Source organism: Alteromonas sp. MTD1 (genome assembly GCF_042848195.1).
In the GTDB taxonomy this organism is placed as follows: Bacteria; Pseudomonadota; Gammaproteobacteria; order Enterobacterales; family Alteromonadaceae; genus Alteromonas.
Window position 1 is genome coordinate 45,065 of sequence record NZ_BTGG01000010.1, and the last position, 21,073, is coordinate 66,137.

General features: G+C 45.6%; 17 protein-coding genes. 6 read left to right on the plus strand and 11 right to left on the minus strand.

The features are described from left to right. Nucleotides 1-57: 57 nt before the first annotated feature. From ACGHAV_RS14245 to trxA, 3 genes are all read right to left on the minus strand, one after another. A complete protein-coding gene (locus ACGHAV_RS14245) occupies nt 58-1,377 on the minus strand; it encodes an amidohydrolase (RefSeq protein ID WP_390382008.1) in 1,320 nt (439 codons plus the stop codon). Between the two features lie 205 nt (nt 1,378-1,582). Continuing rightward, nucleotides 1,583-2,848 carry a transcription termination factor Rho gene (rho, locus tag ACGHAV_RS14250; protein WP_014997165.1) on the minus strand — a complete coding sequence of 422 codons (1,266 nt, stop codon included), beginning with the start codon at nt 2,846-2,848 and terminating at the stop codon, nt 1,583-1,585. A 279-nt stretch (nt 2,849-3,127) separates the two neighbouring features. Further along, the gene (gene trxA / locus ACGHAV_RS14255) at nt 3,128-3,454 is read right to left on the minus strand and encodes a thioredoxin TrxA (RefSeq protein ID WP_012517074.1); all 327 of its coding nucleotides are present in this window, start codon (nt 3,452-3,454) and stop codon (nt 3,128-3,130) included. 100 nt (nt 3,455-3,554) lie between these two features. Between trxA and rhlB the strand changes: the two genes are divergently transcribed. Further along, complete coding sequence (rhlB, locus tag ACGHAV_RS14260; RefSeq protein ID WP_390382012.1) at nt 3,555-4,841, plus strand: ATP-dependent RNA helicase RhlB; 1,287 nt, start codon at nt 3,555-3,557, stop codon at nt 4,839-4,841. 65 nt (nt 4,842-4,906) lie between these two features. Beyond that, nucleotides 4,907-6,418 carry a guanosine-5'-triphosphate,3'-diphosphate pyrophosphatase gene (locus ACGHAV_RS14265; RefSeq protein WP_390382016.1) on the plus strand — a complete coding sequence of 504 codons (1,512 nt, stop codon included), beginning with the start codon at nt 4,907-4,909 and terminating at the stop codon, nt 6,416-6,418. 12 nt (nt 6,419-6,430) lie between these two features. Here the strand turns inward: ACGHAV_RS14265 and hemB are convergent, their stop codons facing one another. From hemB to tatA, 7 genes are read right to left on the minus strand one after another with little or no spacing between them, the layout of a single operon-like run. After that, complete coding sequence (gene hemB, locus ACGHAV_RS14270; RefSeq protein WP_390382019.1) at nt 6,431-7,435, minus strand: porphobilinogen synthase; 1,005 nt, start codon at nt 7,433-7,435, stop codon at nt 6,431-6,433. Continuing rightward, complete coding sequence (locus ACGHAV_RS14275) at nt 7,432-9,327, minus strand: diguanylate cyclase (protein ID WP_390382022.1); 1,896 nt, start codon at nt 9,325-9,327, stop codon at nt 7,432-7,434. The genes hemB and ACGHAV_RS14275 overlap by 4 nt, the downstream gene beginning before the upstream one ends. 8 nt (nt 9,328-9,335) lie before the next feature. Then, nucleotides 9,336-10,115: a TatD family hydrolase gene (locus ACGHAV_RS14280; RefSeq protein WP_390382025.1), complete on the minus strand. Its 780-nt coding sequence runs from the start codon at nt 10,113-10,115 to the stop codon at nt 9,336-9,338. Further along, complete coding sequence (locus tag ACGHAV_RS14285; protein ID WP_390382028.1) at nt 10,116-10,658, minus strand: hypothetical protein; 543 nt, start codon at nt 10,656-10,658, stop codon at nt 10,116-10,118. A 22-nt stretch (nt 10,659-10,680) separates the two neighbouring features. Next, nucleotides 10,681-11,439: a twin-arginine translocase subunit TatC gene (gene tatC, locus ACGHAV_RS14290; protein WP_334015619.1), complete on the minus strand. Its 759-nt coding sequence runs from the start codon at nt 11,437-11,439 to the stop codon at nt 10,681-10,683. After that, on the minus strand, nt 11,440-11,739 hold the full coding sequence (tatB, locus tag ACGHAV_RS14295) for a Sec-independent protein translocase protein TatB (RefSeq protein WP_014948087.1): 300 nt from the start codon (nt 11,737-11,739) through the stop codon (nt 11,440-11,442). Then, on the minus strand, nt 11,739-11,978 hold the full coding sequence (gene tatA, locus ACGHAV_RS14300; RefSeq protein ID WP_334015683.1) for a Sec-independent protein translocase subunit TatA: 240 nt from the start codon (nt 11,976-11,978) through the stop codon (nt 11,739-11,741). The genes tatB and tatA overlap by 1 nt, the downstream gene beginning before the upstream one ends. Nucleotides 11,979-12,154: 176 nt before the next feature. On the opposite strand from tatA, the gene ACGHAV_RS14305 reads away from it, so the two are divergent. Continuing rightward, complete coding sequence (locus ACGHAV_RS14305; RefSeq protein WP_390382032.1) at nt 12,155-13,156, plus strand: hypothetical protein; 1,002 nt, start codon at nt 12,155-12,157, stop codon at nt 13,154-13,156. A gap of 36 nt (nt 13,157-13,192) precedes the next feature. On the opposite strand, the gene ACGHAV_RS14310 is transcribed toward ACGHAV_RS14305, so the two are convergent. Further along, complete coding sequence (locus tag ACGHAV_RS14310) at nt 13,193-14,845, minus strand: cyanophycinase (protein WP_390382035.1); 1,653 nt, start codon at nt 14,843-14,845, stop codon at nt 13,193-13,195. Between the two features lie 502 nt (nt 14,846-15,347). On the opposite strand from ACGHAV_RS14310, the gene ACGHAV_RS14315 reads away from it, so the two are divergent. From ACGHAV_RS14315 to iadA, 3 genes are all read left to right on the plus strand, one after another. Then, nucleotides 15,348-18,293, plus strand: a complete 2,946-nt coding sequence (locus tag ACGHAV_RS14315; protein ID WP_390382038.1) for a TonB-dependent receptor domain-containing protein — start codon at nt 15,348-15,350, stop codon at nt 18,291-18,293. 64 nt (nt 18,294-18,357) lie between these two features. Continuing rightward, complete coding sequence (gene yfcC / locus ACGHAV_RS14320) at nt 18,358-19,839, plus strand: putative basic amino acid antiporter YfcC (protein ID WP_390382041.1); 1,482 nt, start codon at nt 18,358-18,360, stop codon at nt 19,837-19,839. Next, entirely contained in the window at nt 19,840-21,006 is a 1,167-nt protein-coding gene (gene iadA, locus ACGHAV_RS14325) for a beta-aspartyl-peptidase (RefSeq protein WP_390382044.1), read from the plus strand. Nucleotides 21,007-21,073 lie beyond the last annotated feature (67 nt).

The window sequence follows — 21,073 nt, forward strand, 5'->3', positions numbered from 1 at the left end:
ATAGTTACCTAGCCCTTTTCATAACTAATGGGCTTGCTGTTTAGCCTAAGGTTGCGCTTAATGTTGAGCCATGTAGTCGAGCGTAAAGTTGGTAAGAAGCTTAACGCCGAGCTTCATACCCGCATCATCAACGTAAAATTCAGGCGTATGGTGAGCAGGGCTATCTTCTTCACTCACATCAAGTGGCTTGCCACCTACCCATACATAAAGACCAGGTACTTTTTCCTGAAAGAACGAGAAGTCCTCGGCACCGGTTACTGGCTTAGATAACAAGGTTTTATCAGCACCTGCGGTACGCTGCATGGTTGGCAACATAGCTTGTGTAAGCGCTGGGTCGTTGTAGGTAATAGGGTAATAGTAATCAAGCGGAAGCGTAAGTTCGGCCTCGGCGCCCATGCTTTCAGCGATGGCTTTTACTTTTCGTGGCAATGCTTCATAAATATGCTCACGTGCAGCCTTGTTTAAGGTGCGAATGGTACCCACCATTTCCACTTCATTAGGAATAATGTTTGAACGATTACCACCATGGATTGAGCCAATTGAAACCACCGCTGCGTCGTCAATAAGTTTAAGCTCGCGACTAACGATAGTTTGTATAGACATGATCATTTGTGCGGCAGTAACTACAGGGTCTACACTTTTCCATGGATAAGCACCATGGGCTTGTTTACCGTGTATCACAATTTTAAACGGGTCTACTGCTGCCATTGTGCCTCCTGCATTGTAGCGAACAGAGCCCACATCAGTATTGGCATTAATGTGCAAACCGAAAATGGCATCTACGTCAGGGTTCTTTAAAACGCCTTCCTGCACCATAACTTCAGCGCCACCTTTTTCACCCGCCGGAGCGCCCTCTTCAGCGGGTTGAAAGATAAACTTAACTTTGCCTTTCAACTCGCTTTTTATCTCGGTTAGTATGGTTGCAGCCCCCATCAACATAGCCATATGTGTGTCGTGACCACAGGCGTGCATAACAGGCACTTCATTGCCGTTGTATTCACCTATTTGTGTTGAGCGATACGGCAAATCGTTCTGTTCTTTTACCGGTAAGCCGTCCATATCAGCACGAAGCGCTACTACCGGACCAGGTTTACCTGAATCAAGTATGGCCACTACACCCGTTTTAGCTACACCTGTTTGCACCTCAAGCCCTAGGCTTTTTAGATAATTTGCAACGTATTCGGCGGTCTTAAACTCGCGGTTAGATAATTCAGGAAACTCGTGGAAATGATGACGCCATTTGATGACATCTGGCTCAACCGCTGTAGCCAGCGCTTCTACATCAGCATTACTCGCGCTAGTGATAGTAGAGGCGCTTAAGAGTGCAGCTCCAACAAAGGTAAGCGCTAAAAATTTGCGGAACACGTTGTAGTGCATGGTTTATCTTCCTTTAAAGCTGTGAACAAAGTAGAGCGTTTGGTGGGCGTGATAACACTGCAGCACAAAACTAGTTGTTTGCAGAAAATACCCCATTCACACCACAGTGAGTATTAGACTAAAGTATACGGCGGACAACTACTTTTTCTCAAGTAAACAAAAAAGGCACCTACGGGTGCCTTTCTTATAAATATCAGAAAATTACTTAGCTTTTCTGTCTGCGCATTGCATCGAAGAACTCATCGTTAGTTTTCGTCATCGAAAGCTTGCTGATAAGGAATTCCATAGCGTCAATTTCTGACATTTCGTGAACAATTTTACGAAGGATCCACATTTTTTGTAGTTCATCCTGAGCTGTAAGTAGCTCTTCACGACGGGTACCTGAACGGTTGAAGTCGATAGCTGGGAATACACGCTTTTCTGCAATTTTGCGGTTAAGGTGTAATTCCATGTTACCTGTACCTTTAAACTCTTCGTAGATAACTTCATCCATTTTAGAGCCGGTATCGATAAGTGCAGTAGCAATAATTGTTAAGCTGCCACCTTCTTCAACGTTACGCGCAGCACCGAAGAAGCGCTTTGGCTTGTGCAGAGCGTTGGCGTCAACACCACCGGTAAGTACTTTACCTGACGATGGGATAACGGTGTTATATGCACGGGCTAGACGCGTAATTGAGTCAAGCAAGATAACCACGTCTTTTTTATGTTCAACAAGGCGCTTTGCTTTCTCGATAACCATTTCAGCAACTTGTACGTGACGGCTTGCTGGCTCGTCGAACGTTGATGCAACGACTTCACCTTGTACAAGGCGGTGCATTTCAGTTACTTCTTCAGGACGCTCGTCGATAAGCAATACCATTAACTCACACTCTGGGTGGTTAGCGGCAATCGACTGTGCAATGTTTTGAAGTAGAAGCGTTTTACCCGCTTTCGGTGGTGCAACAATAAGACCACGCTGACCCTTACCAATAGGTGAGGCCAAGTCGAGTACACGTGCAGTAATGTCTTCAGTAGAGCCATTACCACGTTCCATCCGAAGACGGTCGGCTGCGTGAAGCGGCGTAAGGTTTTCGAAAAGAATTTTATTACGTGAGTTTTCTGGCTTGTCGAAGTTTACTTCACGAATTTTTAACAGAGCGAAATAACGTTCGCTGTCTTTCGGCGGGCGAATCTTCCCGGCGATGGTGTCACCTGTGCGAAGGTTGAAACGTCGAATCTGACTTGGAGAGACGTAAATATCGTCTGGACCAGCAAGATACGAAGAGTCAGCTGAACGCAAAAAGCCGAAACCGTCCTGTAAAATTTCTAGTACCCCATCACCAAAGATATCTTCGCCGCTTTTTGCATGCGTCTTTAGGATTGAGAAAATGATGTCTTGTTTTCTGGCGCGCGCCATGTTTTCCAGGCCCATTTCCTCGGCCAGGGCAACCAACTCGCTTATTGGTTTGTTCTTTAATTCAGTTAAATTCATACTGGTGGGTCTTTGTGCTTGAACTTCGCTTACAGGACTTATAGTCACTCTGTTCTAGTTTAGATTTGATTTCACCCGGATGTGGGCGTAAGCAGAATGCTGCTCGGATGAGCGCTTAACAAAAGTTAGCACTATATTTAAACAACGTCCAGCGTTTTACTGCTGAATTGTTAAATAATTTGGAGCGAGCGTTTGATGATAAAAAAGCAAAGCGTAATTATTAGGAAAGGTAAAACAAAAAAACCGGCGCAAAAATGCACCGGTTTTGACGTGTATCGATTACAGGTTCTCGTTAAGGAACTCTGTTAATTGTGCTTTTGATAGTGCACCAACTTTAGTTGCCGCTACATTGCCGTTTTTGAAAAGTAACAATGTAGGAATGCCACGAATGCCATATTTAGGCGGAGTTTCGTTATTTTCATCGACATTCAACTTGCCAACTGTTAACTTGCCATCAAACTCGGTCGCAACTTCTTCTAAGATTGGTGCGATCATTTTACACGGGCCACACCATTCAGCCCAGAAGTCAACCAGTACAGGACCTTCAGCATTGATAACATCTGCTTCGAATTTATCGTCAGATAACTGGATAATTTTGTCGCTCATTCTTTTCTCCATTTTTGGACTGTTGCTGATTTGTCTCAGCCCGACCATAAGTGTTATATAGAAACTGTTTTTTAATGCAAGCACTGATAAGCTATAAGCTATGCCTACTCACTTAACTGATACTCATTTTTCCGACCTGCCGATTAACGGCAAGGTTGTTGACGCCTTGACGGCAGCTAATTTTTCACATTGTACACCAATACAAGCCCTTGCACTGCCTCCTTTATTAGAAGGTCACGACATTGCAGGTCAAGCCCAAACGGGTACAGGCAAAACCATTGCCTTCTTGGTGGCTACATTTCACTATTTGCTAAGCAAAGCAGAAAACACAGATAACAGCAAATCAAATGGTCCGCGTGCAATAATAATGGCACCGACCCGAGAGCTTGCTGTTCAGATTTACAACGATGCAAAACTGCTTAGTGAACATACCGGTTTAACGCTTGGTTTGATTTATGGGGGCGAAGGTTACCAAAGTCAACGGGAAACGTTAGAAGAAGGTGTAGATATTATTATTGGTACGACAGGACGCATTCTGGATTACTACAAACAGAACGTGTTTACTCTGAAAAATATTCAGGTTGCCGTACTTGATGAAGCCGACCGTATGTTCGATTTGGGCTTTATAAAGGATATCCGCTTCTTATTCCGCCGTATGCCACCTGCCGCAGAACGTTTAAGCATGTTGTTCTCGGCCACCTTGAGCTATCGCGTTCAAGAACTGGCTTACGAGCACATGAATAACCCGACGCATGTTCAGGTTGCGCCCGAGCAAACAACGGCGACGCGTGTAACCCAAGAGCTTTTCTATCCGTCTGACGACGATAAAATGCTGCTTCTATTAACGTTGCTTGAAGAAGAGTGGCCAGAAAAAGCGATTGTTTTTGCGAACACTAAAAACAGCTGTGAGAAAGTTACCGACTGGCTCACTGCTGATGGTCACCGCGTTGGCTTACTCAGCGGCGATGTGCCACAGAAGAAGCGCCTAAGCATATTGGAAGACTTTACCAAAGGTAACTCAGACATATTAGTGGCTACAGATGTCGCCGCGCGCGGTTTGCATATTGATGCGGTAACGCACGTATTTAACTTCGACTTACCTGATGATGCAGAAGACTATGTTCACCGAATTGGTCGTACTGGTCGTGCAGGACAAAGCGGCATTGCAATTAGTTTTGCTTGTGAAAAATACGCGCTTAATCTTCCGGCAATTGAACAATATATTCAGCAAGCAATCCCTGTGACCGACTACGATCGCAGCGCCCTGCTTGAAGACATAACGCCACCGAAACCACGCAGAAGACGTGCACCAAACAACCGTAACTCTTCACGTCGCGGTAATGGTAGAGGCCGAGGTAAGCCGCAAAACCGAAACAACAGGGCGTAATGCCATAGCGAACAAAACGTAGCGAAAAAATAAAGCATAACGGTATATAGCAAGAACGAGAAACTATGCAGGCAGAATTACAGCACGACGCGCAAACCTATGGCGAGTATTACGCCGCCATAGACTTGGGCTCGAACAGTTTTCACATGGTTATTGTGCATGTGGTAAACGGCAGTGTGCAGATTATCGGGAAGATAAAACAGAAAGTGCGATTAGCCGCCGGTTTGGATGAGCATTTTGCACTTGATACTGAAAGCATGGAACGCGGCTGGCAGTGCCTGCAAGTATTCTCGGAGCGTTTACAAGACATCCCACCTTCTAATATCAAAATTGTCGCAACCGCCACGCTGCGACTTGCTACCAACGCTCACGAATTTATCAAAAAAGCTGAAGCCATTCTAAATCACAAACTCAACGTGATAAGTGGTGAAGAAGAAGCGCGCCAAATTTATTTAGGCGTAGCATACACGTCGGCAAACCAAGGCAACAGCTTGGTGATTGACATTGGCGGCGCCAGTACCGAGATCATTATCGGTAATGATATGCAGCCCATTCATCTGAAAAGCTTGGATATGGGTTGCGTTACCTTTATGGAGCGCTACTTTGAGGGCGGCGAAATAACACAAGCCAACTTCGATAATGCAAAAGCGGCTGCCCATGCACTTATCAAAGATGTGTCTGACACCTTTCTATGCTTCGATTGGGAAAACTGTTTGGGCGCGTCAGGTACGCCACAGGCTATTACTGAGATTTTGGTTGCTCAGGGTATTAGCGACGCCATTCGCCTAGATTATTTATACCATCTTCAACAGCAGTGCATTGATTGCGGTCACATCAGCACACTTGATATAGATGGCCTTGAAGACAATAGAAAAGCGATATTCCCATCGGGTTTAGCCATTTTAATTTGTTTGTTTGAAGCGCTACAAATCAAAAACATGAATATTTCAGGTGGCGCTCTACGTGAAGGCCTCATTTACGGCATGCTTGATAATGTGACCGACAATGATCGTCGTCAACAAACACTAAACCAAGCTAAGCAGCGCTACCACATTGATAATAACCACGCCAATGTTGTACGTCAGGTGGCGCTTGGACTATGCCACCAGCTGTGCGCGCAGCGCAACATCTGCCACTTAGACACAGAAACCATATTGGGCGCAGCAGCTCAGCTACACGAAATTGGGCTGCATATAGAATATAAAAAACACCACGAACACGGCGAGTACATTCTTAGCCACATTGACCTACCAGGTTTTACGCGGCTTCAGCGTGCCGCTATACGCGACTTGGTTGCGCAGCACAGGCTAGACATTACGGCCAGCGTATTCGACAAGTATCACGAAGACTACCGCCCTATGCTTAAGGGCTTAATGCGCGTGCTGCGTATTTCAGTAGTGCTATGCCTTCGCCGTCAGAACAAACACATTCCAGAGGTGTCTTTGCTGTGTGAAGACGACCGCTGGACACTGACCTTTCCAGAGGGATGGTTGAAGTCGCACCCGTTAATTAATGCAGAACTTGCCAACGAGTGTTGGTTACAGCACAAAGCGGGCTGTGAATTAGTATGTAAATAGCCTCTTGTGAGGCTATTTTTGCTTTTGAAGTAGTTCAGCAGCCTTAGGTGCAAAATACGTTAAAATACCGTCTGCTCCTGCGCGCTTAAATGCTAGAAGCGACTCTAACACTACTGCATCTTCATTAAGCCAGCCATTGGCGAATGCTGCCTGATGCATTGCGTATTCACCACTTACTTGATAGGCAAAGGTAGGCACTTTAAACGTTTCTTTGCAGCGTCGTACTACATCTAGATACGGCATACCAGGTTTCACCATGACCATATCTGCACCTTCATCAATATCCAGCGCTATTTCGTGAAGTGCTTCATCGGTATTGGCAGGGTCCATTTGATATGTTTTCTTGTTGCCGCCTTTTATATTGGCTGCTGAGCCGACCGCATCCCTAAACGGGCCATAGTAAGCTGAGGCGTATTTCGCTGAGTAGGCCATAATACACGTGTTAACGTGGCCAGCGTCCTCAAGGGCTTTACGAATACTTCCTATACGCCCATCCATCATATCTGAAGGAGCAACAATATCAGCGCCGGCCTCTGCATGTGATAATGCTTGCTTTATTAGCACGTCTACCGTTTCATCGTTCATCACATAGCCATTCTCATCAATTAAGCCGTCTTGGCCGTGTGACGTGAAAGGATCCAGCGCAATATCAGACATAAGCATAACGTCAGGATAAGCCTTTTTCATTGCACGCATAGCCTGCTGTGCTAACCCTTCTGGATTAAATGCTTCACTGGCACAGTCCGACTTTAACGACATAGGAGTAACAGGAAACAGTGCAAATGTACGAATACCTAACTCAACCCAACGCGCCGCTTCTTGAATGAGTAAATCAATAGACAGACGCTCAACACCTGGCATCGACGGTACGGCTTCACGTGCATTGGCACCCGGCAATACAAAAACCGGGTAAATCAAATCATCAGTAGTCAGCGCGTGCTCAGCCACCAAGCCACGTAAGGCGTCTTTTGCACGGAGGCGGCGCATTCTGCGAAGAGGAAAAGAAGAAGACGTCATGATTTGTCCTGTAAATTTTGGTGAATTACGATATTTCGCCCAGCCGCTTTGGCTTGATAAAGCAACTCATCGGCATAGCGAAATAGTGTTTGTGCGTGCTCTTCACTTTGAATAACAGTAGTGGACACCCCTGCGCTCACCGTAAGCTGTATTTGCTCACCGTCGTAGGTCATTGGCGATTGTTCCAGCGAAGCACGCATACTCTCGGCCACGTGATACGCGCCGTTTAAGTCGGTATTAGGCAATATAATGGCAAATTCTTCACCACCGATACGACATAAGTCATCTGTAGGGCGCTGAATAAGTTTTTGCAAGACTTTGGTAACGTGAATCAAACACGCATCACCACCGTCGTGACCATATTTGTCGTTAATTTGCTTGAAGTAGTCAACGTCAATAATGGCTAATGACAGCGGAGTTTCTTCTCGGCGGCTACGACGCCCTTCATTTCGCAGACGCTTATCAAAGTGCCTTCGGTTGTGCACGCCAGTAAGCGGGTCGATGGCGTTTAACCGTTCTAGCTCCTGATTTACTTCGGAAAGCTCGCGAAGCGTAATTTCTAACTCTAGCGTGCGCTCTTGAACCTTGTATTCAAGATCGTCTTGATAACGCTGCTGCACACTTAGCAAGTTTTCCTTTGCTGTGTTGGCTTGTTTTTCCTGTTCTAGTGCAAACTGCTGCGCTTCAATTAAGTCGTCTCGGCTGTGGCTGTAGCTTATAGAAAGAATGAGCGCCAAAATTAGCGTTTCAACAGCGCCACCAATAATCAGCAGGTTATTAGAAGAAATGGGCAGGTTTATAAAATTTACATTATCTAAGCTTGCGCTTAGCCCGCTTATTAACAAAAAGGCCCATGCAATAGTGAAGTAACGCGCTACGGCAACACGTTTTAATGACAGCCAGACACCTAGTGCGAGCGTGTAGATAACGATAAGACTTAGCAACAGTAAATACGCTTTTATCATGAAGTAGTAGGGTAAAAATAAGCCAAGCACAATGCTTAACGCGCAAACACCACTAGCAATAAGCGTAATTTTATCCAGTAAAACGCTGTGTTCTTTTACGGGCAATAAACTTCGTGTAAACAGCGTGGCAAACATGATGGTTGCGTTTGCAAAAACAATAATCGCTTTACTTTGAAACCACGTATTGTCAGCCCATAAATAGGTAAACCCAAAACCGTGTAGCGTTGCCAGCGTAAGCGCCAAACTTAGCACGTACCCTGAATAAAACATAAAAGAAGTACTGCGCGACGTAACCGTCAAAAACGCATTGCTTACCCCCATGGCAACCAACACACCAAAAAATAACCCCAACGCAAGGTTGCGACTAGTGCTGAAGCTTAAGAACGCTTTTTCTTCCCAAATACGCACTGGCAACCTAATTGTGCCTGAAGTTTGAACGCGCACAATAACCCGCTGCGATTCAGCACTTGATGGCAGTGGGAATAAGGGCTTGGTATGCACAATGGGGCGCTTTGATAGCATTTGTGCATCGCCAGCGGAAAACTGTGTAATGGGCGTACTGCCTACTCGGCTGTAAACACCTACATCAAGGTAATCTAGCAGCGGATAATCGATATGAAGTAAGAAGCTATCACTTGCGCTTTGAGTTGGAGGAATGACAAACGAAAACCAATGCACAGCCGTGTTCATGCCCAAATTTACAGGCGAGGTGGTGGGGAGCCATTTGTCGGTATCTAAACGGGTGATATTGTCGAAGGAAAGGAATTCATCTTCATCTATGGTGTACATTAACTGCGAGTATTGTGGTGCAGCGCCTTTATTGGGTGTAAGGCTAAGCGAAAACAAAATAAATGACACTACCGCAACAGCGGTAATTAATATTAACCCCGCATCGTAATTTTTCAGTACCTTCGAATTAATTTGCATCTAACGCGCTACTCGCCGAGTGAGAATAAAGTGCACGTGTTAGCATAGCTACAATCGCGCAAAGTTTCTGTTGTTTCGCCTAAATGCTCGCTAAGGTACTGCCCAATGTGAGGAAGATATGCAGGCTCGTTGTTGCGCTTACGCGGCCTTAATGATTTGGGGAAAAGGTAAGGAGCATCGGTTTCCAACACCAATTTATTTAATGGGATGCTGTGAACGGCCTCTCGCAAATCGCCGCCACGCTTTTCGTCGCACACCCATCCAGTTACACCAATGTACAACCCCAGCGCCACGTATGCTTCTACTTGCTCTTTAGTTCCTGTAAAACAATGTGCTATGCCGCCGGTAAGCGATGGCATGTAACGTTTTAACAACGATAACTGCTGCTCGAATGCGTCGCGTTCGTGAAGATAAACTGGCAGCTCAAGCTCGCTTGCTATTTTTAGCTGTGCTTCGAACACAGTAAGCTGTATTTCAGGCGCAGAAAAGTTGCGATTGAAATCTAAACCACACTCGCCTATTGCCACACACCCTGGTTGCGTTGCCATTTCGCGCAGCATCTCATAATGCTCTGGCAACACATCTTTTGCATTGTGGGGGTGAACCCCAATGGTGTAGCAGCAGGTATCAGGGAACGCTTTGTGAAGTGCAACCGCGCTTTTCCATTCATTAGGATGCGTAGTAATAACACAAAGCTTGCTCACACCGGCCTGCTGGGCACGGGCAATGATGTCGTTGGCATCAAACCGACTATCAAGAAGGTTAACGCCAGCATCAAACCACGCCATCTATTTTAGGCGCTTTACTTTCATGCGCTTATTTAGGCCTTCAACGCTCAAATAAAATGAACCTAACAAGCCACGCTCAACGGTAACTACCTGCCCTTTTTCAAACTTAAGGTAAGTTTCGTCGGTTTGTTGCCACACCGAGCCATCGCTGAAAGTAAGTTTATGTTTTCCACGCACAGTTTTAGATAGCTCTGCAATGGTCACTTGAAGCTCAGAAGCTTCTTTAGATAGGTCGCGTTTATGCTCTAAACCGAATTCATTTTCAGGCACTGCATTACGCGCTTCTGGCTGAGCAGGCTGTACTGGCGTTGAAGGTACAGAGGCTGGGCGCTTTACTGTTAGCGCAGGAAGTTGGCTTAGCTCGCTATCAACACCTTCGTATTGGCGCAATGACTTAGCAACGTTGTCGTAACACACCAGGCGTTTTAGGCTGTTATCTGTGTTTCGGCATTTTTCAATGGCTTGCGCAACGGTCTCGGCCTGAACCGACGAAGCACCTAAAGCGCATATTAGGGCAATAAGAGAAACAGCGCGTTTTTTCATTTTAATTCCTTTGTTATAGCTGTTATGTGTTGTCTGAGCTTTCAGACTGTTGTTCTGCTGCGCGTTCTGAACGCTTTGCGTAAAGCCCACCAATGATGACGCCTACTTCAAACAACAACCACATTGGAATAGCCAATAGGGTTTGTGAAATAACGTCAGGCGGTGTAAGCAACATGCCAACCACAAACGCACCAACAACAACATATGGGCGCTTGGCGCGCAGCGATTTGGCGTCTGTTACGCCGGTCCAACACATAAGAATAATGGCAATAGGTATCTCGAATGAGACCCCAAAAGCAAAAAACAGTTTCAGAACAAAATTAAGATAGCTCGATATATCGGTACTTACCGTCACCCCTTCCGGCGCAACGCTGGTAAAAAATGCAAACGCGATGGGGAATACCACAAAGTACGCAAACGCCATTCCTGCATAAAACAACAAAGTACTAGACAGAAGTAAAGGTGCTACCAAACGCTTTTCGTTGCGATACAGCCCAGGAGCCACGAAGCCCCAAACTTGATAAAGTACATAAGGAATGGCGATAAAGAATGACAGTACTAGCGTTAATTTAAAGGGTGCGAAGAACGGCGATGCCACATCAGTGGCTATCATACTGGCGTTTTCTGGCAATGCCTCTAACAGCGGCCTTGCTAGCAGCTGATACAAGTCTTGAGCAAATGCTGCGAGGCATAAGAACACAATAAGCACACTTAATAATGCTTTAAGTATGCGACTGCGAAGCTCGATAAGGTGGGATATTAAGTTGTTAGCGTCAGACATTTATTGTTTTTTATAGGGTTCTTGAACAGATTCGGCCGCTTTTTTTAATTCGTCGACGCTTTGTTCAAGTTCAGGTGAAAGATCTTTGAGCCCTTGCTGTTCGGCTTTTTTTAAATTCTCATGCAATTCGTGCACGCGCAATTGATGCTCAACCTCCTGCTTAAAGCCGGTTGCCACATTGCGCACGCTGCGAATTGTGTTAATGGTAGAGCGCATTGCTCCTGGCAGTCTTTCTGGCCCCAATATAAGAAGTGCCAACACGCCAATGACCAATAGCTCCCAAAAGCCAATATCAAACATTAGGAGTTTTCTTTTACATCACTCTGCGTTTTTGTTGAAACAGTGTCAGCGGTAGATTTCTCTTCTACTTGCTTTTTCTGTTCAAAGTCAGCGTCTTTCTCTTCTTCACTAACGGCTTTTTTAAAGCCTTTAATGGCGCCGCCTAAATCAGTACCGATTCCTTTCAAACGTTTTGTACCAAAAAGTAGCACTACGATCACTAAGATAATCAGTAGCTGCCAAATACTAATACCACCCATAAATTCTTTCTCCCGTACATCTGTTGCCACAGTATGCCATTGCGCGGCGCTGCTTTCACCTGAATATTTGTGACGGTGAATAATGATTGACGTTTCATTATCACCAATCCATGCTTCTATTAACCGTTGAGTATAAATCAATTGTGCTCAATACGTCTTATTTAAACAAGGAGTTAGTGAGCTTGCCGTGCATTTCCACAATCTGCTACGCCGTTATGCTCATTTCACTTGAGCCACAAATAGACACGCGCACGCTTCCTGCAAACACTAATACTGCTGTTACGTCACTAAAAGCTGAAAAGACTTCTTCCAGCTTACATCAACACAATGAATGGTTCGATGTGTGGCAGCGCAGCTTTACTGACTCGATGGATTTCACCGTACGCCAATTAGATAGCCTTTTTCGCTCTGACGATGCGCATAGCTACAATAATGAAAAGGCAAGGGCAGAAGGTCGCATTCAGTTTGCATGGGAACCCAGAGACGGCATGCTTACCGACACGGATGTGCGCTTTAGAATTCGCGTAAAACTGCCAGCACTTGAAGACAAAGTCGATTTGCTACTAAGTGACAACGAAGATGAAACCCAAGACAATACCATTCGCGCCGCCCGAAATACGGATAATAATGATCGGGATCAGGCCACTATTGCCTTGCGATTTAGGCCAGAACAAGACTCTCACTATTCTTTTCGCGTAGGCGCAGGAAGACGAGATCAGCTTTATGTAAGAGGACGCTATCGCGACGCGACCGCGTTTACCGATAAACTGTCAGCGCTATACGATAGTGAACTGTATTACTACTCACGAGACCGATTAGGCGCAGAAGTTGGGCTGGCTATTCAATACGATATAGACAGAAAGCACCTTATAAGACAAAACAACCGACTTTATTTCAGAGATGACACTAACGACTGGCTGTGGCGCCATGAAATAAATCACCTTTATGCCATTGATGACCAAAACGCCATAGTTTCCCGAGCCATGGTTGAAGGGCTAAGCCGACCAAACTATCGCATTGAAGAGGTATATGCAGGGATACGGTGGCGGAACAACACGCTTAGAGACTGGCTTTTCTTTGAAGTTGAACCTTTTGTACTTTGGTTAAGAGACGAAGATTTTAATACCTCTTTTGGGGTCGCCATGCGTGTTGAAGTGTATTACGGGCATAATCGATAACGGCCTCGACAGGCCGTTATTCACTTCGAATCCTTATTATTGGGGCTCATAAACCAGAAACGGCACATTGCTATAGCCACAATAATGACTTCGCAACACTGCCGAGTCGGCAGATTTTTTCAATACATGCTGCGTGCCCTCTAATTCCCAAGCTGCATCGATTCCATCGCGACATAAGCGCATTGATTGCTCTCGCCAAACGCCATCTTCATTTTTGCGTTTATGCTGAGCACTTTTTTGCTCTTTTGTGGCTGTTAAATCGATTGTGAGTTTTTCACCAACAATAGTGCCCTTTGCGCCCGTTGGAACATAGCTTGCCGAGCCCGCGACTACTCTACTTGCTGCCGCACCGTTTCTTAACTCTTCCACACGCCCCTGACCAAGGTCGACAATAAACACCCCAGACTTTCCAACAACAGTAAAATCTGCGCCATGTTGGTTATTGTGTTGATTATTATGCATGTCGACCACCAATGCTGTGGTTTCATCAACGCCAAAACCAAACTGCTGCAAGCTTTGTGCAGTCGCTGCAATAAGGCGTACTTCCCTATCGCGCTCTGAAAAGTGGGTATCGAGTAAACCAAAATTGAAAAGACCCAAACCGCCGGTTGGATTAACGGTTACTGCATTATCAACAAGAACCTGCTCACAGCCCTCATCTTCACAGCGCTCTGATACCGGTGGAACCGAAAACACACCGCTAGACAACACGCCTTTTGAGCTTCCACTGGTTAACATTGGCACAGGGCGACCATTGGCGTATCCGCCAGCCTGCACTGCGGTGCCTGCGCTTGTTCCACCAACAATAATTTGATCGTTACGCCACATTGAGCGCAAAGTATTGAGGAACGGCGTCGGCTGACCCGTTGGCGTACTTAGCGCGGCCAATGTTTTACTTTGATCGCCACCGTTGAAGAAAATACCGTCGAGGTTAGACAAAGTATTAATAGCTACACTGCTATCTTCACACCATTGACGCTGCATGTCGGTACGCTGCGGATAAAGGCGCGCTTTGTCGTATAAATGGTTTTGTGCTCTAAATGTTTCAAGCTGCTCACAACCATTGCCTCCCATGCTTTCAATAAACGCCGCTTTTTGAAAGGCAGGCGAAATAGGAAGCCAAACGACTTCTACATTGGGTTGTTGAAATACGCCAACATAAAAATCGACAGCTTCAAATGGGTCACGGGATGAAGCGGTAACAACACCTATTCTTGTAGGTGTGTTTAGCGCATTATCTCCAGCTGTTATTTGTTTAAAACCATTTTTAAAAGCATTTTTTGCCGCACGTTTTGCGCGAGCACCGTCAAGAAAAGCTGTGTAAACATCAACCGATGCTTTTTCTTTTGTACTCGCTAGCGATACTTTTTCTTGTAAACGCGCGCCATTTTCATTTAATTGCTGCATTTCAAGTGCATCTAACAATATGAAATATTCTGCATCTGAAAGCCCTCGAATATCGCTGTTTGAAAATCCTTCGTTGTTTAACGCATCAAACAATTCATTTTTTGTAAGCCCAGCCGAATTTGAATTTATATGCAGTAATTTTGAATATAAAAAATCGTTGTTTACTGCGTGCATTTCCATCAATGCTTTATATCGCGCTAACGACTTTTGATTAACCTCGTACAAAATAGTCGCTTTTGCGTTGTTAAAATCCATCGTCGACGAACAGTTTTTCGTCGACATACTCGAGCATGTTTTCAAAGCGCCACCGGCCAACACCAAGTCGGCAGAAGCAAAAGAAAAACAAGAAAATACAGATATATAAAAACAAAAAAATACAGAAATCGGTATTCTAAGGCTTACGTTTAAACGAATATTTTTTCGACAAAAAGAGACTTCTTTCATTAGAACCAGCAGCACACTTAATTGATTGACTTTTATCCACGGTAGTGTTAACAAGTTATTAATGTCAACGGTAAAGTTAGTACCGAACAACGCTATTTGATTCAGACGAAATGCATAATTCGTCACAACACTGGTTTATTCGATGATCAAGAAAGCTGCCAATTTAGGCAACTATCGCTATCAAAACTTTTACTTGTCGGAGTGGTTCGACGAGTAGCTCCTTCGCCCTTCAATTCATTGAAGCGGCACAGCTGCGCCCTGCAGCAAACTCTTAAACTACAACAGGTGTTGAATTGCGCTAGAAGCGGCAATAGACCGTGCGCGCTATGGGATCATAACAATGAAAAAATCGACGTTAATGCACAAAATGGGTGTGTCTATTGGCACGCTAAGTTATCTATCTCTTTGTATTTCTGGGGCTGTATTCGCTCAAGAAGCCACAGAAGAAGAGACCGTTGAACGCATACAAGTGACCGGAAGTAACATTCGCGGTGCCAACCTAGAAGGCTCACAGCCGCTAACGGTACTGACTTCAGAAGACATTGCACGTACCGGTGCCTCTACTATTTCAGAATTAATGCGCACGGTAACGCAAGCACGCGGTGGCGTAGGAACATTTGACACTACACAAAGTGGTGCAACATCTACTTCTACCCCGCCGGGGCAAGCAGCGGCCTCGTTACGCGGTATTGGCCCTTCGTCTACCCTAACGTTGGTTAACGGACGACGCATTGCAGCAAGTTCTTTTGCTTCTGGCACTGAAAACTTTGTCGATATCAACAGCATTCCTGCTTCTGCCGTTGAGCGAGTTGAAATTCTAGCAACCGGCGCCTCTGCTATTTACGGTGCAGATGCCGTAGCCGGTGTAATCAACTACATTCTGAAAAATGATTATGAGGGCTTAGAGCTTCAAACTAACTACGAAAATACAACCAACAGCAACGACCATGGTGCGTTTAATGTGCAAATGCTGTGGGGTAAGAATTTCGATAACGGAAGTAACTTAACGGCGTTTTTCGACTACTACGACAGAAAAGAAATTCGCGCTACTGACTTCTCGCAAACCCGCGATCCAATTTTAGAGAGCAGCTACTCGTATCTAGCGAAAGGCCAGCCAAACATTTATTTTAATAGCGCTAGAGATGGCAATGAAATGCCTGCGCCTGACTGCCCTAATGAATTAACCATTACTGAGTTCGGCGAAGAAATTTGCGCCTATTATGGCAACGAAGATGACTATTTTGAAACGCCTTTAGAAACATTGTCAGGTGGTTTTACCTATACGTACCAAGGCGAAAACGTGACGTGGCGCACCGACTTACTAGCGTCGCACACCACGTCAACATCGTTTTCTACACCTGCTCCCATTAATCAGGTTGACGATGAAGAAGGTGCATGGATAGGCGTTGAAGCTCTTGACGTACTTGATGCAGCAGACCGCAACGCCATTCTTGATAACCTTTACGTAGACCCCTTCGATACAGTGGCGGGCCGTGAGCTTGAAGGCTTTCAATATGATGCACGCTTTGCCGCGCCCCGTACCGTTGAAGTAGAGACCAATGCAGTACGTTTGGTTTCTTCACTATTAGGCTACATTGGCGAGTGGGAATGGGAAGCTGGCGCACTTTATTCACGCAGCGAATCTGAGCAAGTAGCCACTCAGGGTATTTACAACCGCTACCAATACACAGCAGCGGCTCATGGCGAATTGTGCGACAACGGAGACATTGCTCAATACAACAGTGCTGACGACATTTTAAGTTGTGGCGGCGGTACATTACTTCCAGCCTACAACCCATTTTTAGTGGGAGATGCAGCAAACGACGCTATTTTAGCGCTAGCGCTAGCGCGCCCAACGCGTGATGGCACCAGTAAAGTGTTTGGTCTTGATGCCAAGATCAATGGTGAAATTACACAGTTCAATGGCAACGCAGTGCTGCTGGCTGCCGGTGTTGAATTTAGACGTGAGGAAATAACAGACCTTCCCTCACTTGATTCGCAAGCCCGCGCTGAAAATAACTTCTTAGTAGACGTATTCGGTTTTGGTTCTAGCGCCTCATCGGCAGACAGAAACCAAATGGGCGTATTTGCAGAGCTATTTGTACCTGTAACCGACCAATTCGATATTAGCCTTGCAGGTCGTTTTGATGATTACAACGACTTTGGCAGCACTTTCAATCCAAAGGTTGGCTTCACTTATCGCCCTATTGAAGATTTAGTTCTTCGCGGCTCATGGTCTACAGCGTTCCGCGCTCCATCACTAACACAAGCAGGTGTTCAGCTTAGAACAACTCGAGCCTCTTTTGATTGCTCAGTAAACAGCGCAATTGCAGACTTGTACTGTGAAGGCCAAGGTACTGTGCGTGGTAACAACGTACTAGAGCTTGGTAACCCCGCATTGCGTGCAGAAGAGTCGGAAACGTACTCATTCGGTTTTGCTTATAGCCCAACGGATAACACCGATATTACTGTTGATTATTGGACATTCGACCATGAAGACATTGTTGATACCAATATGACGGGCGTGTTGAACCAAGCCATTACCGATGCGTCGTTGCGCCACTGTGGTGTATTGGATGAAGGCGAAATTGGTATTTCATACCTTGACGATTTGTGTTTAGTAACCGACAGCGCAGGTAATACCATTGAAGATGACGGTGCTAACCTAACTGAGATTTTAGATGCTTGGGTTGCGTTTGACGATCCGCGTTTTGCTGAACTACCACTTTTCAGAGATCACATCTTACTGTTAGACAATACGGGCACTCAGGAACTTGAAGGTATTGACTGGAATATCGATCACTTCTACGAGTTAGACAGCGGTACATTAGAGTTTGGTTTCTCGGGTACGCATTATCTTACTTACGATCGCAACAGACCGGGGTCGGATGAAATTGAATCGTTAGCGGGCACGTTCCGTTATCCAGAAACCGTTGCTACAGCCGAGCTTTTCTATGTGCAGGAAGATTGGTACGTAGGCGCCTACGTTTTCTATACCGGCAGCTACGAAGACGATATTATTCGCTTACGCGGTAGAGAAATTGACGAGCTTATTGAACTTGGCGCTATTACAGAGGAAGACCAAAGCCGCGATGTGAGCGCATGGACAACTGTTACGCTAAGTGCCGGCTATTACTTCGACAATGCAGATATTCGTTTAACCATCGACAATCTGTTCGACCGAGACGCTCCTACCGCTTATGGCTCGGGTAGAGGTTTTGACGCCTTTAACCACGACCCATTCGGCACGCAATATACGCTAGCCTTAAGCTACTACTTTAAGTAAGTGTTATTATTGTAAGCCAGTAATAAAAGAGGGCGAATTGCCCTCTTTGTTTTAGGAGGTAAGGTTGCAACATTCACCTTCAACATCGCGAATGCCCGATGCATTCGTTATCTTGTTTTTTGTAATACTGCTTGCTGGGCTAGTGGCATGGCTTGTGCCAGCGGGTACATTTGAAACAAAAGAAATAGTGACATCAAATGGCGCGGTTAAGAGCGTGTTAGATGCAGACAGTTTTGCTTATGTAGAAGAGAGCCATGGTTTTGTGTTGTTTGACGGCACGGGCAACACTACAGGTATTGCTAACTATGCGTTCGACGGTATGGTGTCGGGCGACAAATGGGGCGCAGCAGTAGGCGTAATCGCTTTTATTCTTATTGTGGGCGGCGCATTTGGTATTGTTATGCAAACCGGTGCCATTAATAACGGCATTATGGCGCTTATTAAACGCTACCAGCACGCTGATAACCTTTTACTACCTGCATTGTTTTTATTGTTTTCACTCGGCGGCGCTATTTTTGGCATGGGTGAAGAAGCCATTGCGTTTTGTATTGTGCTTGTTCCCTTAATGACGGCCATGGGTTACAACGGCATCATGGCCGTGCTTGTTACTTATGTGGCTACGCAAATAGGCTTTGCCACCAGCTGGATGAACCCCTTTTCGGTGGCTATTGCCCAAGGTATTGCCGACGTGCCGCTAATGTCAGGTCAGTCGTTTCGTATGGCAACTTGGGTTTTGTTTACGGCGTTTGGACTCGTGTTCACTCTGCGCTATGCCAAGCAGCTGAAGGCTCACCCTCAAACAGGTGTTAGTTCACCTTCTACAATTAATACGACGATTGAGTCACCACAAGATGACACTGGACTAGCGCACACCTTTAGCGTTACCGACAAGCTTATTCTTGTGGCTTTTTTTGCCAGTATTTGTTGGGTGATGTGGGGTGTAATTGTACATGCCTACTACATTCCGCAAATTGCATCACAGTTTTTCTGCATGGGCATTGTTATTGGTACTATCGCTTGGTTTGGCGGGCGAATGCGTATGAATGACATCAGTGCAGCATTTGTAAGCGGCGCGCAGTCGCTTTTGCCAGCAGCATTAATAGTAGGCATGGCAAAAGGTATTGTACTAGTACTTGGCGGTGACGATGTAACGTCGCCATCGGTATTAAACACCCTGTTACATCACACAGGCACGGCGTTAGCGCAAACGGGCTCGGTAGTGAGCGCATGGCTAATGCTTTTATTCCAAAGTGTGTTTAACTTCTTTATTGCTTCAGGTTCTGGCCAAGCAGCTATTACTATGCCGTTAATGGCGCCGCTGTCTGACCTTGTTGGCGTGACTCGCCAAGTAGCAGTATTGGCTTTTCAATTAGGCGACGGACTGACTAATTTAATTATTCCAACCTCTGCTTCATTAATAGGCTGTTTAGGCGTGGCTGGTGTTAGTTGGACGACATGGGTAAAATTCATCGCAAAGTTTTGCGCTAGTCTTTTTGCTCTTGCTTCACTTACCGTTGTCACTGCCGTTCTTATAGGTTTTTCTTAAATGCTTACGCTTATTAAAAATGTGGAATGCTACGCCCCCTCGCCAATGGGCACCGTAGATATTCTTATTGCCAACAATGCCATTGCATGTATTGATGCAAACATAGCTATTAATGAGTCTTTAGTAGACGTGATTGACGGCAGTGGTTTAATTGCGCTTCCGGGGCTTGTAGATAGTTTAGTGCACATTTCTGGCGGCGGCGGTGAAGGCGGCTTTCACACACGAACGCCACAGATGTCGTTAACAGAGGCATCACTTCACGGTGTAACTACGGTTATTGGTGCACTGGGAACAGATGCAACCACCCGTACTTTGCCCGACTTATTAGCTAAAGCCAAAGGGCTGAACATAGAAGGGATAAGTGCGTATTGCTACACCGGTTCGTATCACTTACCTGCTCGTACTATTACAGGTAGCGTAACAGATGATATTGCACTTATTGATTGTATGATTGGGGTTGGTGAAGTGGCCATTGCCGACCATAGAGCCGCAGAGCCCACGGTTCAAGCACTCGCTGAAGTAGCAGCGCAGGCTCGCACCGGCGGTATGATTTCAGGGAAAGCCGGTATAGTTTACATTCACACAGGCGATGGAAAGCGCCAGCTTTCTGTGTTGCACGATGTGGTTAATGAAACCGACATACCTGCTAGCCAGTTCTATCCAACGCACATTAATCGCAATCAAAGCCTTCTTGATGCGGGAATTACGTGGACCCGTGCAGGAGGAGTTATTGATATGACCACCAGCACCAATGAACAGTTTATTGAAGAAGGTGAAATTCCTGCGGCGCAGGCCATTGCCTATTGTTTATCGCAAGGTGTGCCAGCTTCACAACTTAGTATGAGCTCTGATGGCAACGCAAGTTTGCCTGTGTTTAACGAAAATGGGGCGCTTGTTGGTTTAGAAGTGGGTAAAGTAGGAAGTTTATTTGCAACATTTAAAGCGCTTGTTCTTGAACACAATGTGTCGCTGAAAAACGCTATTTCAGTAGTAAGTACTACCCCTGCGAGCAAGCTTAAACTGCACCACAAGGGCAAAATTAAAGTAGGCTGTGATGCCGATTTAGTACTTTGCGATAAAGCGTCGCTAGACATTGTGCATGTGCTGGCGAAAGGCAAACAATTAGTGAAAGACAGTACTGCTGTGGTTAAAGGTACATTCGAATAAACGCCAATTCTATTTAGAATGGGTCACAGAATTAAAAAAAGGGCGCGTTGCGCCCTTTTTTATTAAC